Source organism: Mesorhizobium sp. LHD-90 (assembly GCF_030929505.1).
In the GTDB taxonomy this organism is placed as follows: Bacteria; Pseudomonadota; Alphaproteobacteria; order Rhizobiales; family Rhizobiaceae; genus Kumtagia.
Map to the genome: position 1 here is coordinate 143,991 of NZ_JAVFVV010000010.1, position 14,694 is coordinate 158,684.

Below are 14,694 nucleotides of genomic sequence, written 5' to 3' on the forward strand. Positions count from 1 at the left end.
GCGACCCGCGCCGGGTTCAGCGTCGCTTTCGCCGAAGGCAGGACAACGACAACGATGAATTGGCGCGCCTCGGCCGCGCTTCAAATGAGCTGCTGCGTTCAGCCGGCGAAAACCCGCTTCGGCTTGAACATGCCGGCCTCGATCGCTCCGATCGCCACCAGCCTGCCGCGTGACGTGGCGCAGGCTTCTTCCGCCTGCACAGGCGCGTCGCGGCCGCGCAGGATAATCGAATTGCCGAGCCTGAGTTTTGCCGCCGCGTCGTCGGTGACGGCGACCTGCGGCAGGCAGTCGAGAGCGGCACCCGTATCGACCAGGAAGGCGTCGATCGCCGCGAAGCGCTCTGCCTGCGCGACGAAGGGGCGGGCGCCTTCGCCGTCAGCTTCCTCGCGCTTTGGCGCGGCCGCTTCCAGATCGGTCAGGAGTACAAAATCTTCCGGCGTGAACGGGTCGACCTCGGTGCGGCGCAGTTCGGCGATGTGGCCGTAGCAGCCGAGATCGCGGCCTAAATCGCGCGCCAGGCTGCGCACATAGGTGCCCTTGCCGCATTCGGTCTCGAACACCGTGCGATCGACGGAATGCTCGATGATGTCGAGCCGGCCGATCTCCACCTCGCGCGCCGGTATGTCGATCGTCTCGCCCTCGCGGGCAAGATCGTAGGCGCGCTCGCCGGCGATCTTGATGGCGGAGAACTGCGGCGGCGTCTGCATTATCACGCCGGTGTATTTCGGCAGCAGGGCGGTGATCTCGGCTTCCGTCGGGCGCTTGTCCGAAGACTTCGTCACCGGACCTTCAAGGTCGTCGGTGGAGCGTTCCTCGCCCCAGGCGACTGTGAAGCGGTAGACCTTCGCGCCGTCCTGCACATAGGGCACGGTTTTTGTCGCCTCGCCCAATGCGATCGGCAGCATGCCCGACGCCAGCGGGTCGAGCGTGCCGGCGTGCCCCGCCTTCTCGGCCTGGAACAGCCACTTGATCTTGGAGACTGCCTCGGTCGAGCCCATGCCGACCGGCTTGTCGAGGATCAGCCAGCCGGAAACCGGCCGGCCCTTCTTCTTGCCGCGACGGGACATCAGGCACCCTCCCCCTTGTGGGGAGGGTCGACGCGCAGCGTCGGGGTGGGGGTTCCAACGTGCGATATTTCGCGTGTCATACCCCCACCCGCGCCTTCGGCGCGACCTCCCCACAAGGGGGAGGTGGGGAGCCAGTTCCGGCCGGCCATCACTTGTCTTCCTCGTCTTTTGCCAGATCGCGCGCCACCTCCGGCGAGCGCAGAAGCTCGTCGATGCGGGCCATGTTGTCGTAGCTGGTGTCGAGCCGGAAGCGGAACTCCGGCATCGAGCGCATCTGGCGCAGCGCGCCCGAGACGCGGCCGCGGATGAATTTCGCGTTGCGCGCCAGCGCCTTGATCACCGCGTCGTTGTCGGCGGCGCCCAGCGGCGACACGAAGGCGGTGGCGATCTTGAGGTCGGGCGACATGCGCACCTCGGAAATCGAGATCACGGTGTTCTCGATCACGTCATCGCGCACTTCGCCGCGTGCGAGAACGTCGGATAGCGCGTGGCGTACCTGCTCGCCGACGCGCAGCATGCGCTGGGAGGGGCCAGCCGAGGGTGTCTTGGACATGGAAAACTCTTGTCTACATGCGGGTTCGAACCGCGCCAAGCCGCTCCATAGCGATGTTGTGCCGGCTTGGCTACCCCATAAGGGCTCTCTGTATCGCGCACGAAGCTGCTAGTGAACGGTATCGTACATGGCTGCAGGTTTTCGGGACGGTTCACGGCGTCGTGGTCGCGGTCTCGGCAGAAAGATCCGACGGTGTCGTCGATGCGCAGAACGGCTTGGCGGGCTTCTGTTGCCGCGGTTGCGCCGGCCCGGAGTCGTGCGGGAAACAGGATCAGACGGTAACCATGGATCTGATCTGGGCGTCTTCCACAGAGCGTAGTTTGGCATCCTCGGATAGTCGTTCGAAAACAGCCTTTACAAGCGTCCTGACTTGGTCGGCGTTGTCGAATGCTCGATGAGGAACATACGAAACGCCGGCACCTGAAAGGAACCCGACAAGATTGGGTGTCAGAACGATTCTATCGATGTCCGAGAAGCCAAGTTGGACAAAGGTTCGGCTTTTGCGCCATTGGAGGCCGTCCGGTTCAAGAGAGAACAGTGTCGGACGCTCGGGGCTGTTTTGTCGAAGCCAGCGTGCAGTCAGGTAGCGACCAAGGCGGATGCCAATCACTGCGCATATGACATAGACGACGACCAACACGCAGATTGCTAGGATATTTGCATTTTGGTTGCCGATTGCAGGTCGAAACCAGTTGGCAGCGGAAAATCCGATCGTGTAAGCGGCTACCGCTGCAAGAATATAGTACGGCCAGCACCAGTAGCGCTGCCATGGGCTGAAAATACGGCGAGCCGCAATGCGGCTCGCCGTAATCGTTTCAGCATAGTCAGGCGTATAACCCAACTGCATCGTGTTACAGCGTCCTGGTCACCATCTCCACGCGGAAGCACTCGATGATGTCGCCAGCCTGGATGGCCTCGTAATTCTGGAACGCCATGCCGCATTCCTGACCGACGGGAACCTCCGCGACCTCGTCCTTGAAGCGCTTCAGCGTCTTCAGCGTGCCCTCGTGGATGACCACGTTGTCGCGGATCAGGCGCACGCCCGCGCCCCGCTCAACCTTGCCCTCGGTGACGCGGCAGCCCGCCACCTTGCCGACCTTGGTGATGTTGAACACCTCCAGGATCTCGGCGTTGCCGATGAAGGTCTCGCGGCGCTCCGGCGAGAGCAGACCCGACATCGCTGCCTTCACGTCATCCACGAGGTTGTAGATGATGTTGTAGTAGCGGATCTCGATGCCGGCCTGTTCGGCAGCCTGCCGGGCCTGCGGATTGGCGCGCACGTTGAAGCCGATGACCGCCGCCCCCGACGTCTCGGCCAGCGTGATGTCGCTCTCGGTGATCGCGCCGGCGCCGCCATGGACGATGCGGGCCCGCACCTCGTCGGTGCCGAGCTTTTCGAGCGCGACGATGATCGCCTCGACCGAGCCCTGCACGTCGCCCTTGATGACCAGCGGGAATTCCTTCACGCCGGTCGCCTGCAACTGCGACATCATCTGCTCCAGCGAGCCTCGCTGGCTGACATGCCGGGCCGCAGCCTTGTCGCGCGCCTTGCGCTGGCGGTATTCGGTGATCTCGCGGGCGCGGGCTTCCGAGTCGACCACCGCGAAGCGGTCGCCGGCCATCGGCGTGCCTTGCAGGCCGAGAATCTCGACCGGCTGCGAGGGCAGGGCGCCCTCCAGCGTCTCGCCGCGATCGTCGAGCAGCGCGCGCACACGGCCCCATTCGTTGCCGGCCACGATGATGTCGCCCACCAGCAGGTCGCCGGTCTGCACCAGCACCGTCGCAACCGCGCCGCGGCCCTTGTCGAGCTTGGCCTCGATGACCACGCCTTCGGCGGTGCGGTCCGGATTGGCCTTGAGGTCGAGCACTTCGGCTTGCAGCAGGATGGCTTCCAGCAGCCTGTCGAGGCCTGCTCCCGTCTTGGCGGAAACCTCGACGTCGAGCGTCTCGCCGCCCATCGATTCGACCACCACTTCGTGTCGCAGCAGTTCCGTGCGCACCTTCTGCGGGTTCGCCTCGTGCTTGTCGATCTTGTTGATCGCCACGATGATCGGCACGCCGGCCGCCTTGGCATGGCTGATCGACTCGATGGTCTGCGGCATGACGGCGTCGTCTGCCGCCACCACCAGCACCGCGATGTCGGTGATGTTCGCGCCGCGGGCGCGCATCGCCGTGAACGCGGCGTGGCCGGGCGTGTCGATGAACGTGATCTTCTGGCCGTTCTTCTCGATCTGATAGGCGCCGATATGCTGGGTGATGCCGCCTGCCTCGCCTGAAACGACGTTGGCGTGCCGGATGGCGTCGAGCAGCGAGGTCTTGCCGTGGTCGACGTGGCCCATGATGGTGACCACCGGCGGACGCGGCTGCAGATCCTCGGGATTGTCCGGCCCGCCGAAGAAACCTTCCTCGATGTCGGACTCGGCGACGCGGCGCACCGTGTGGCCGAATTCCGATGCCACCAGCTCGGCCGTATCGGCGTCGAGCACGTCGCCGGGCTTGAGGATCTGGCCCTGCTTCATGAAGTATTTCACGACATCCACGGCGCGTTCGGACATGCGCTGCGCCAGTTCCTGGATGGTGATCGTCTCCGGCAGTACCACCTCGCGCGAAATCTTCTCGCGCGGTTCCTGGTGCATGGCGCGCTTGAACTTCTCCTGCCGCCGGCGCATCGCCGACAGCGAGCGGGAGCGCGAATCCTCGTCGCCCGTGGCCGAGCTGACGGTGAGTTTGCCGCGGCGACGGTCATCCTCGCCGCGTGTGCGCGTCGGCTTGGCGACCTCGGGTGTGACAAGTCTCCGGGCGGGACCGCTCCTCAGGCCGGCGCCAGCGCCGGCGCTGCGCGGACGGGGCGATTCCGAATCGTCCTCGCCGCCGGTCTCGAGTTGGGGCGCGCGGCGCCTTGCTTCTTCCTCGGAGCGGCGGCGGGCTTCGGCTTCCTTCTGGAGCCTGGCCTCTTCCTCGGCCTGGCGGCGTGCGGAAGCCTCGCGCTCGCGTTTGCGCTGTTCCTCGTCTTCCTGACGGCGCCTGGCCTCGACGACCGCGCGGGCGCGGTCCTCCTGCTCACGCGCATGCGAGCCCTCGAGCGCGCGGCGGCGTGCCTCGATCTCGCCGCGGGAGAGTTCATTCAACACCACGCCGCCGCGATCGGGGCGCGACGGCTGCGGACGCGCGGCCGCCGGCGACTGTTGCGGGCGCGAAGCGTCGCGCTGCGTCTGCGGACGCGGCTGCGCGGTCGGCTGTTGCGGGCGCGCCGTCGCGGCCGGCTGCTGTGGACGCGGGGTCGCTACCGGCGGCTGCGGACGGATATCGGCGGCGGGTTGCTGCGGGGCGGCGACGACCGGGGGCTGCTGCGGCTGCGGTTCAACCGTGGGCTGCGGTTGCGGCGGCGGCGCTGCCGTGACGGGCGGCGCCACGGGGCGCGCCACCGGAGCCTGCGGCTGGGGCGGGGTCGGAGCGGGAGCCTGCTGCGCCGGCTTCGGCGCCAGCGGCTGGGCCTGCTGCGGCCGCGGTGCAAAAACCTGCGGCGCGGGTCCGCTTTCGGCGCGGTCCCCCGGCATCGAGAACTTGCGCTTCTTGGTCTCGACGACGACCTGCTTGGTGCGCCCGTGCGAGAAATTCTGGCGCACGGTGCCCTGCGTGACGCCGGCCGGCTTGAGGCTCAGCGTCTTCTTGGTATTGACGGTCAACGTATTGTCGTCGCCGGATTTCGTATCGGTCATTCCATATCCTCTGCGACTGTCTCGTCCTCGGCGATCGCCGCAAACATCGCCTCATCGTCCGGGGAGCCGCCCCGGTAGCGGTCGAGCGCCGCAAGGCGCTTTTCTGCCGCTTTCCCCGCTTCCTGCGCGAGGACGGCAGCATGTATCACATTTGTCCCGCCCAATGCCAAACTCAATTCGGCTTCCGCGAAAAGTTTGTAGGCACGGATTTCAGGGCCGCCGAGATAGGCTGTCGCCCGTCTGGCCTGGGTAATCTTGCGAACGCCGTCCGGGGAGGCATCCGTGGCATGCAGCACGCAGGAGGCCTCGCCGCCCCGCACCGCATTCTCGACCTTCGCGGCGCCCAATGCAACCGCTCCGGCCTTGCGCGCGAGACCGACGGCGCCGAGCGCCGAGCGGACCATGATCCTGTCGATCTGGTCGGCAAGGTCCGGCGGAACGTCGACCTGACGCTTGAAGGCGCGCGCGAAAAGGTTCTTCGCCGCCGCCTTCTCCACATGTAGGCGTTCGGCGCTCACCCAGCAACCGCGTCCGGGCAGGTTTCTCTTGAGGTCTGGAACGATCGCGCCGTCGGGACCGACGACGAACCGGATCAGTTCATCCGGTTCGCGCCGCTCGCGCGAAACGATGCAGGTGCGATCGTTCATCTCGTCGAGGAGGGGGTGCCTGGCGATGGGTCACCTCACGCATCCGCCGGCTCTTCGGCGGCTTCCTCGGGTGCCAGTTCTTCCTCGCTGATCCATCCTGCCTTGAGGCGCGCCGCCAGAACCATCTGCTCGGCGTCGGCGCGCGACACCTCGTGGCTGGCCAGCACGCCGGGGAACATCTTTGTTTCGCCGTCCTTGCGCTCTTTCCAGCCGACGAGGTCGTCGACCGCGTAGCCGGCGAAATCCTCGATCGTCTTCACGCCGTCCTCGCCCAGCGTCACCATCATCGCGGTGGTCATGCCGGGAATCTCGCGCAACTCGTCCTGGACGCCGAGTTCCTTGCGCTTGGCGTCGTGCTCGGCCTCGATCTTCTCCAGATAATCGCGAGCGCGCGACTGGATCTCGGTCGCCGTATCTTCGTCGAATCCGTCGATCGAGGAGATCTCGTCGGCGTCGACATAGGCGACTTCTTCGACGCTGGTGAAACCTTCGGAGGCGAGCACCTGGCCAACCATCTCGTCGACGTTGAGTGCCTGCATGAACAGGGTCGAACGCTCGACGAATTCCTTCTGGCGGCGCTCGCTCTCTTCCTGCTCGGTCAGGATATCGATGTCCCAGCCGGTCAACTGCGAGGCGAGGCGCACGTTCTGGCCGCGGCGGCCGATGGCCAGCGACAACTGGTCGTCGGGCACCACTACCTCGATACGCTCGGCGTCCTCGTCGAGCACCACCTTGGCGACTTCCGCAGGCTGCAAGGCGTTGACGATGAAGGAGGCGGCCGATGGCGACCACGGGATGATATCGATCTTCTCGCCCTGCAACTCGGCCACCACGGCCTGCACGCGCGAACCGCGCATGCCGACGCAGGCGCCGACCGGATCGATGGAGCTGTCGCGCGAGATCACAGCGATCTTGGCGCGGCTGCCCGGGTCGCGGGCGACCGACTTGATCTCGATGATGCCGTCATAGATCTCCGGCACTTCCATGGTGAACAGTTTCGCCATGAACTGCGGATGGGTGCGGCTGAGGAAGATCTGCGGACCGCGCTGCTCCCGGCGCACGTCGTAGACATAGGCGCGCACGCGGTCACCATACTTGTAGTTCTCGCGCGGGATCAGTTCGTCGCGGCGGATGATCGCCTCGCCGCGGCCGAGATCGACGATGACGTTGCCGTATTCGACGCGCTTGACCGTGCCGTTGACGATCTCGCCGATGCGGTCCTTGTATTCGTCGTACTGGCGGTCGCGCTCGGCCTCGCGCACCTTCTGCACGATGACCTGCTTGGCCGACTGGGCAGCGATGCGGCCGAAATCCATGGGCGGAAGCTGCTCGGCGATGAAGTCGCCGATCTCGGCATCGGGGTTACGCTCGCGCGCCGACGAGAGCGCGATCTGCGTCGCATAGTCCTCGACGGTCTCGACCACTTCCATCAGCCGCTGCAACTTCATCTCGCCGGTGTTCGGGTTGATGTCGGCGCGGATGTTGGTCTCCTGGCCGTAGCGCGAGCGCGCCGCCTTCTGGATCGCGTCGGCCATGGCGGCGATCACGATTGACTTGTCGATCGACTTCTCGCGCGCGACCGCGTCGGCGATCTGCAGCAGCTCGAGCCTGTTCGCACTGACTACCATTTTGGTCTCCCTGAACTTCGCCGGGCGGGCCGGCGTCTATTCGCTTTCCGTTGTGTCTTCTTCGTCGGTCTCGCCGCGGCGCTTGCGCGCCTCCTTGCGGGCCCGGTTGTCCTTCGACAGCGCGTCGCGGATCAGATCGTCGGTCAGCACCAGCCGCGCTTCGGCAATCGTCTCGTAAGGCACGCGCACCGTCGGCTCGACGCCATAGGCCGGCATGTCGCGCTCGATCAGCACGTCGGTCTCGCCGGCCTCGGCGATCTTGCCTTTGAAGCGCTTGCGCTCGGCGACCATGATGGATGTTTCCATCTTCACCACATGCCCGGTCCAGGCGAAGAAGTCCGACTTGCGCACCAGCGGCCGGTCGATGCCCGGCGACGACACTTCCAGATGATACGCCTTGTCGATCGGATCATCCACGTCCAGCGCCGGCGAAATCGCCCGGCTGACCTCTTCGCAATCCTCGACGGTCATGCTGCCGTCCTCGCGTTCGGCCATGATCTGCAAGGTGAGGCCGTTCTGACCCAGCAGGCGCACCCGCACGAGCCGAAATCCGGTGGCGCGCAGCACCGGCGCGATGATCGCGGCCACGCGCGCTTCCGTGCCGCTCTCGCGGATGATGCGGTCGTCCTGTGTGCCTTCTTCGGCCGTCATTGGGTCTCCGGTGGTCCGGGTAATAAAAAAGAGCGGGACCGGGTGGACCCACTCTTCGTCATACCGACCAAGAATTTGAGGTCGATATAAAGCGATCCGGCCTGGATTGCAAGATGCGGCTTAGCGTAGCTCAACGACTTGGTCGCCCGCGGCAAAAGCCTTGAGCGCGGAATCCAGCACTGGTTCGACAATTTTCCACAGAGCCCGGTTCGTAGTGTTCCCGACGCGAACCCAAAGAAAAGGGCAGGCAAGCTGGCCCAATTGGCACATCACGAAAAAATCCTCGTCCTTTGAGACAAGTATCGCATGGCGCTCCACCGCCGCAGCGGCGACTTGATGATCTGTCGCCGCTCCCATCCCTATGTCATAGACATGGCTGGCCGAATGACCTGCGGCCTCGAGATTTCTGGCGAGACCTGGCGGCAGTTGTGCGTCTATCAGGAATATCGCCATCAACCGGCGCGTAGCAGTCGATGATCCACTGCATCGGCGGCATAGCGAAGCGCCGCTGAAATGTCCTCATCCTTGAGATAAGGAAAGTCAGCCAGTATTTCGGAGCGCTCGGCCCCCTCCGCAATCATCTCGACGATATCGCTCACGCGCACACGCGTTCCGACAATACGCGGTCGGCCACCACAGATATCGGCGTCGTAGGTGATGCGGGACATCGGACGATCCAAGTTCATTCACGCCGAACAAGTATAGCCGAACCTATCAGTTTCCGGAAGCGGGACGCCTCATCAGCCGAGCATCTGGTTCGGAACCAAAGCACGGTCGGCTGGACTCAGCCGGCAACACACAAATCCAGATCGATATAGGAAAAAATTCCTTGACCTTCTCCGACTCTTTGCTATTGTTCGTTCCAGACGGAGGAGGAATGGACCGCGCCGAGGGCAAAGATGAGTGGGAGACGCTGAACGGCATAGCAGTGACGCTGCTTTCGTTGGCCATTCTGGCCGAGTTCCTTTGTGTTCTGCCGTTCCGGGTGCGCATTCTGGTGCTGTCGCTCCTGCGGCCGGCCGAGGCTGTCGCGCGGGCGTTTGCCTCCGAACGGGCCGGCGGCGCGCTTGCCTTGCCCCCGGCTCCGGTTCCCGGGGCAAATGATGATGGCTGCGCTGAGGCCGTGCGGCTCGCCCGCTGCTTCCGCGCGTTGGCCTCCGTCTTCGGCGGCTTGCAGGCCGCCAGGCTGTTTCGCGGCGGGCCGGACGCGCGTCTCGCGCACCGCGCGCCGGCGATTAAGTGGCGGGGCCAAGTAATGAAGACGCGGCGCGCAATGGCCTTTTGCGCGGCGGGACGCATCGACACGTCATGACGGCGCGGCCCTAGACAGGAAAAAGCCAAGGATCGATGGCCAGCGCGGGTTTTCCGTGGTCTGGCGGCGATCCATGCTGTCCAGTCACCAGTGGGCGTCGACAATTGCGGATTTCACGCCCCGAGGCCGTTCCGGGTCCGGTCAAGGGTTCAGCCATCGCCCTGTAGCGGCGGGGGGTCCGCTCCCCATCGGCGGAAGACGGAGCGTCCTGCGTCTTCATACAGTTGCGCCGCCTACGCATACCAGCCTTGCGGTTGCACCCCTACCGCTTTCGCACGCGCAATCCCATCTTTGCTGCATCGCACAATGCGAAAGGAAAAATACCATGTCGACCCGTACCAAGATCGGCGAACTGTTTGACATCTTCGGCAGCGCCATCGCCGCCGCCTCGGCTGTTGACGCCGGCCGTCAGCCCAAGGCGCGCGACCTGCGCACGCTGGGCATCGATCCCGAGCGTTTTCGCCAGATCCGCCGGTAACTGACGTCTCCGCCTGGCCCGGACGGGAAATCAATCCTCGTCCGTGCCGAATTGCGTCAGCACTTTGCCCTTGCCGCGATATCTCAGGTAGAGCGGCAGAAGCACGGCCGTCAGCGCCAGCACCCACAGCACGATGGCGATCCAGGAATGGAACAGCGTCATCGGGTCGCCCTGGCTGATCTGCAACGCCTGCCTCAGGCTCTTCTCGGCCATCGGCCCGAGGATGAGGCCGACCACGACCGGCGCGATCGGATAACCGAACCTCCGCAGCAGGTAGCCGAGCACGCCGAAGGCGAGCAACAGCCCGAGCCCGAACGAGACCGGCACCGGCCCGATATAGGATGTCGAGCCGTCGGCGCCGATGGTGCCCAGCGTCGCGAACACCAGGATGCCGGCGTAGAGCCACGGGCGCGGGATGGTGAGCAGCTTCACCCATAGCCCGATCAGCGGCAGGTTCAGCACCAGCAGCATGAAATTGGCGACCAGCAGGCTGGCGATCAGGCCCCAGACCAGCGGCGCGTTGGTCATGAACAGCAGCGGGCCGGGCTGAAGCCCGAACTGCTGGAAGCCGGCCAGCATGATCGCCGCCGTCGCCGTCGTAGGCAGACCTAGCGTCAGCAACGGCACCAGCGTGCCGGCGGCCGAGGCGTTGTTGGCGGCCTCCGGCCCGGCGACGCCCTCGATGGCGCCCCGGCCGAACTCTTCCGGATGTTTCGAAAAGGTCTTTTCCGCGGAGTAGGAGAGGAAGCTCGACACGTCCGCGCCGCCGGCCGGCATGGCGCCGATGGGGAAACCGATCGCCGTGCCGCGCAGCCAGGGCGCCCAGGAGCGCTTCCAGTCTTGCCTCGTCATCATCACCGAGCCCTTGATCGCCTCCACCTTCTCGCCGCCGAACGCGTGGGTGGCGACGACGGCCAGCGTCTCGCCGATGGCGAACAGCGCAACGGCCAGCGTGGTGACGGAAATGCCGTCGAAGAGGTTGGGCAGGCCCATGGTCAGCCGCGCCTGGCCGGTCAACTGGTCGATGCCGATCAGGCCGAGCGCCAGTCCGATGGTGAGCGAGGTGAGGCCGCGTAGCGTGGAATCGCCGAAGGCGGCCGACACCGTCATGAAGGCGAGCAGCATCAGCGCGAAATATTCGGACGGCCCGAAGGACAGCGCGAACTTCACCACCGATGGCGCGATGAAGGCCAGGCCCAGCGTGGCGATCAGGCCAGCGACGAAGGAGCCGATAGCGGCGGTCGCCAGCGCCGGCCCGCCGCGCCCGGCCCGCGCCATCTTGTTGCCTTCCAGCGCGGTGACGATGGAAGCGCTTTCGCCCGGAGTGTTGAGCAGGATCGAGGTTGTCGAGCCGCCATACATGCCGCCGTAATAGATGCCGGCGAACATGATCAGCGAGCCGGCGGGATCGAGCTTGTAGGTGACGGGCAGCAGCAGCGCCACGGTGAGCGCCGGGCCGATGCCGGGCAGCACGCCGACCGCAGTGCCCAGCGTCACGCCGATCAGGGCGTAGAGCAGGTTGTGCCATTGAAGCGCGGTGAGCAGTCCCTGCGCAAGCAACTCGAACGTGTTCATGTCGATCCGCTTCTAGGCTCTGTTGATATTCGCGCTTTGCGGGCCTGCAAATGGCGCTTTTCTGCGCTTCCGATGCTCATGTACTTCCACGTACACTGCGCTTCGGTTCTCGAAAAACGCCATTTTCGGCTCCGCAAAGCGTGAATCTCAACAGACCCTAAAACAACTGTTCGAGCGGCCCGGCGGGCAGGCTAAGCTGCAGGCCCTTGGCGAAGATCACCCAGACGGCGAAGGAAAACACGATGCCGACCGGTATCGTCAGCCAGAGCGGCCCGCGTCCGAACGCCTTTGCGGTCGCGGCAAACAGCAGTCCGGTGGCGATGGAGAAACCAACGGTCTTCATGGTCAGCAACTGCACGGCGAGCCCGCCGACCACCCACAGCATGGGCGGAAAATCCTGCTTCTCGCGCTCGGGAAAATCGCCGCGCATCGCCCCGACCACGGTGAACAGGCCGAGGATGACCAGCGCGCCGGCGATGATGTAGGGCACCGTCTTGGGCCCCACCGGCGTGTTCATGGCGACGCCGCCTGCGGTAAACGTCCCGAAACCCATGCCCAGCCCGGCCAGGATGAGCACGACGGCAATGACCAGCGCCGCCCGGTCGGGGCGGCGCTCCGCTGTCGGTTTGTCGCCGAGGCTCATTTCACCAGGCCGATATCCTTGAGGATGGCGGCGGTAGCCTCGGTGTCCTTCTTCAACTGCTCGGAGAAGGCGTCGCCGGCCAAATAGGTGTTGGCCCAGCCCTTGTCGGCCAGTGTCTTCGTCCAGGCGGCCGAGCCGTTGAGCTTTTCGATGTCGGCGAGGATGGCGGCCTTCTGTTCGGCGGAGATGCCGGGTGCAGCGGCGACCATGCGCCAGTTCTGGATCGACACGTCGACGCCGCTCTCCTTGAAGGTCGGAGCGTCGATGGCGGCGATGCGCTCGTCGCTGGAGATGCCGATGATGCGCAGCGTGCCGGCCTTTATCTGCTCGGCGAATTCGCCGTAACCGGAAATGCCGACCGTGACCTGGTTGCCGAGGATGGCGGCCAACGCTTCGCCGCCGCCCGAGAAGGCGATGTAGTTGACCTTGGTGGGGTCGACGCCGATCGCCTTGGCGATCAGGCCGGCGGTGATGTGGTCAGTGCCGCCGGCGGAGCCGCCACCCCACGAGACCGATCCGGGGTCCGCCTTCAGCTTCTCGACCAGGCCGGCCATGTCCTTGATGTCGGAGGCGGCGGGAACGACGAGCGCTTCGTATTCGCCGGTCAGCCGGGCGATCGGCGTCACCTGCTCGAGCGTCACCGGCGAGGCGTTGGTGAGGATCGCCCCGACCATGACGTAGCCGCCGACGATCAACTGGGTCGGGTCGCCATTCGCCTGGTTGACGAACTGGGCGAGCCCGATCGTGCCGCCGGCGCCGGGCACATTGGTGACCTGCACGCTTCCCGAGATGCCCTCGTCCTGGAGCGCCGCCTGCATGGATCGCGCCGTCTGGTCCCAGCCGCCGCCGGGAGCGGCTGGCGCCAGGATCTTGTAGTCGGCAGCCTGCGCCGGCAGGGCGAGCAGCCCGGTCAGAAGCGTTGCGAAGACGAAATGTTTCACCGAATTTCCTCCTTGGGTAGCGCGCAACCGCGATGTGCGGCCGCGCCGAAATGGCATTTTTTTGCGTTCCCCGACCGGTGTGGAGTGTCTCCAAACGGTCACGGAACAAGACCGAAGCCTTTCGCCGGTTCCGCGTCGCTGGGCCAAAGCCCACGATGAGATGTTTCGAAGTCCTCCCGAACCCCTTTGCCGTCCAAGGTTTGCGCAGGCCCCTCAGCCTGCCGCCTCCACGGCAACTGGGGAGCCACGTTACAGCGCCAAGCTGTCATTTAGCTGACACCGACAGCCGATCATGCCCGACATTGCCGGACAATTCTACTGCCCGCGCAGCGCCTCGTTCCAGCGCTTGATCAGCCGCTGCCGCTTCACCTGGTCGAGATAGACCAGCAGGCCCGGCGTGACCGGCACGGGACGGAGTTGCCCGCCGATCGCCTCCTGCATGGAACTGGCGGTGTTTTCGCCGGAAATGTCGGGATTGACGGCAGCGATGTGCAACTCGCGCGCCATGATGCTTTGCCCTTCGTCCGACATGAAATAGTCGAGATATTTGCGGCCGAGGTCAGGATTCCCGGCGAGGCGCGGCACAAGCCCGATGCGCGACATGACGATCGTATAATCCTCCGGCAGCATGATGCCGATGTCCGGATTGTGCGCCGCCCAGTCGGCGGCGTAGGAGCCGAGGATGTTGTAGCCGAGCACGAAGCGGCCGTCGGCGATACGCTCCAGAATGGCGGAACTGGTCGAATAGAGCTTTACGCCGGCCCCGCCCATGGCGCGCACCACCGACCAGATGTCCGGGAATTGCTCCTGATCGCGCGACAGGAACATGAAGCCGACGCCGGAGCGCTCAATGTCGTAAGTGGCGATGCGCCCGAAAGCCTTGTCGCCTTGAGCCTTGAGGTAGTCGACGAACTGGCCGCGCGTCGCCGGCGGCGGCGCGTCGCGAAAGCTCGGTCTGTGGTAGACGAAGACGGCTGGCTCGAAGGTCAGCGCATAGGCGGTGTTGCGCCAGTTTGCCCAGCGCGGCCAGTGCGCGCTGCCGGGCAGGTCGCTCTGCTGGGCGTAGCCGTCATTGGCGAGTTTCACCTGCAGGTCCATGGCCGACGAAAAGGCGAAATCCGCGGTTTTTCGGCCGGCGTCGGTCTCTGCGACGATGCGGTCGTAGATGTCGCTGGTCAGCATTTCTTCGTAGTGCACCGCGACGCCCGGATTGGCCTTCTGGAAGCCGGCGATCATCGGTCTGGCGATCGGCGTGTCGAGCGAGGAATAGACGGTGAGTGTGCGCGCGTCGGCGTTGCCGTCGAGCGCCGGAAACTCCAGCGGGTCGGCGAGCGCCGGCAGGCAACCGAGAATAAAGGCAACGATGCCTATGGCGATGCGCATGGCACGCAAACATGCCTCGCGGGCGCGATGTTCACAAGCATGTCCGCGCTGGCTGGATGCTTCAATCCAAACTCGTCCCGCTCTAATGTGAAGGTGA

Annotated in this window: 15 protein-coding genes; 2 read left to right on the plus strand and 13 right to left on the minus strand. The window is 65.2% G+C overall.

The genetic code is table 11. The annotated features are described in order from the left end of the window. Positions 1-98: 98 nt before the first annotated feature. The 9 genes from truB to RB623_RS15990 all read right to left on the minus strand — a co-directional run bounded on the left by truB (position 99) and on the right by RB623_RS15990 (position 8,933). Positions 99-1,067, minus strand: coding sequence for a tRNA pseudouridine(55) synthase TruB (truB, locus tag RB623_RS15950; RefSeq protein ID WP_308057879.1), 969 nt, complete (start codon positions 1,065-1,067; stop codon positions 99-101). Between the two features lie 148 nt (positions 1,068-1,215). After that, positions 1,216-1,620 carry a 30S ribosome-binding factor RbfA gene (gene rbfA / locus RB623_RS15955; protein WP_308057880.1) on the minus strand — a complete coding sequence of 135 codons (405 nt, stop codon included), beginning with the start codon at positions 1,618-1,620 and terminating at the stop codon, positions 1,216-1,218. A gap of 271 nt (positions 1,621-1,891) precedes the next feature. After that, positions 1,892-2,467, minus strand: coding sequence for a hypothetical protein (locus tag RB623_RS15960; protein ID WP_308057881.1), 576 nt, complete (start codon positions 2,465-2,467; stop codon positions 1,892-1,894). A 4-nt stretch (positions 2,468-2,471) separates the two neighbouring features. Then, on the minus strand, positions 2,472-5,339 hold the full coding sequence (infB, locus tag RB623_RS15965) for a translation initiation factor IF-2 (RefSeq protein ID WP_308057882.1): 2,868 nt from the start codon (positions 5,337-5,339) through the stop codon (positions 2,472-2,474). Next, positions 5,336-5,986 carry an RNA-binding protein gene (locus RB623_RS15970; RefSeq protein WP_308057883.1) on the minus strand — a complete coding sequence of 217 codons (651 nt, stop codon included), beginning with the start codon at positions 5,984-5,986 and terminating at the stop codon, positions 5,336-5,338. The genes infB and RB623_RS15970 overlap by 4 nt, the downstream gene beginning before the upstream one ends. Positions 5,987-6,021: 35 nt before the next feature. Next, complete coding sequence (gene nusA / locus RB623_RS15975; protein ID WP_308057884.1) at positions 6,022-7,614, minus strand: transcription termination factor NusA; 1,593 nt, start codon at positions 7,612-7,614, stop codon at positions 6,022-6,024. A gap of 36 nt (positions 7,615-7,650) precedes the next feature. Next, positions 7,651-8,265, minus strand: coding sequence for a ribosome maturation factor RimP (gene rimP / locus RB623_RS15980; RefSeq protein ID WP_308057885.1), 615 nt, complete (start codon positions 8,263-8,265; stop codon positions 7,651-7,653). Between the two features lie 120 nt (positions 8,266-8,385). After that, positions 8,386-8,718, minus strand: a complete 333-nt coding sequence (locus RB623_RS15985) for a DUF5615 family PIN-like protein (RefSeq protein WP_308057886.1) — start codon at positions 8,716-8,718, stop codon at positions 8,386-8,388. Then, positions 8,718-8,933 carry a DUF433 domain-containing protein gene (locus RB623_RS15990; protein ID WP_308057887.1) on the minus strand — a complete coding sequence of 72 codons (216 nt, stop codon included), beginning with the start codon at positions 8,931-8,933 and terminating at the stop codon, positions 8,718-8,720. The genes RB623_RS15985 and RB623_RS15990 overlap by 1 nt, the downstream gene beginning before the upstream one ends. A gap of 209 nt (positions 8,934-9,142) precedes the next feature. On the opposite strand from RB623_RS15990, the gene RB623_RS15995 reads away from it, so the two are divergent. Both RB623_RS15995 and RB623_RS16000 read left to right on the plus strand, forming a co-directional pair. Continuing rightward, positions 9,143-9,577: a hypothetical protein gene (locus RB623_RS15995; protein WP_308057888.1), complete on the plus strand. Its 435-nt coding sequence runs from the start codon at positions 9,143-9,145 to the stop codon at positions 9,575-9,577. Positions 9,578-9,902: 325 nt separating this feature from the next. Next, complete coding sequence (locus RB623_RS16000) at positions 9,903-10,055, plus strand: hypothetical protein (RefSeq protein ID WP_308057889.1); 153 nt, start codon at positions 9,903-9,905, stop codon at positions 10,053-10,055. 30 nt (positions 10,056-10,085) lie between these two features. Here the strand turns inward: RB623_RS16000 and RB623_RS16005 are convergent, their stop codons facing one another. From RB623_RS16005 to RB623_RS16020, 4 genes are all read right to left on the minus strand, one after another. Then, the gene (locus tag RB623_RS16005) at positions 10,086-11,630 is read right to left on the minus strand and encodes a tripartite tricarboxylate transporter permease (protein ID WP_308057890.1); all 1,545 of its coding nucleotides are present in this window, start codon (positions 11,628-11,630) and stop codon (positions 10,086-10,088) included. Positions 11,631-11,787: 157 nt separating this feature from the next. Next, positions 11,788-12,273: a tripartite tricarboxylate transporter TctB family protein gene (locus RB623_RS16010; RefSeq protein WP_308057891.1), complete on the minus strand. Its 486-nt coding sequence runs from the start codon at positions 12,271-12,273 to the stop codon at positions 11,788-11,790. Next, the gene (locus RB623_RS16015; RefSeq protein WP_308057892.1) at positions 12,270-13,214 is read right to left on the minus strand and encodes a tripartite tricarboxylate transporter substrate-binding protein; all 945 of its coding nucleotides are present in this window, start codon (positions 13,212-13,214) and stop codon (positions 12,270-12,272) included. The genes RB623_RS16010 and RB623_RS16015 overlap by 4 nt, the downstream gene beginning before the upstream one ends. A 315-nt stretch (positions 13,215-13,529) precedes the next feature. Then, the gene (locus tag RB623_RS16020) at positions 13,530-14,597 is read right to left on the minus strand and encodes an ABC transporter substrate-binding protein (RefSeq protein WP_308057893.1); all 1,068 of its coding nucleotides are present in this window, start codon (positions 14,595-14,597) and stop codon (positions 13,530-13,532) included. Positions 14,598-14,694: the final 97 nt, after the last annotated feature.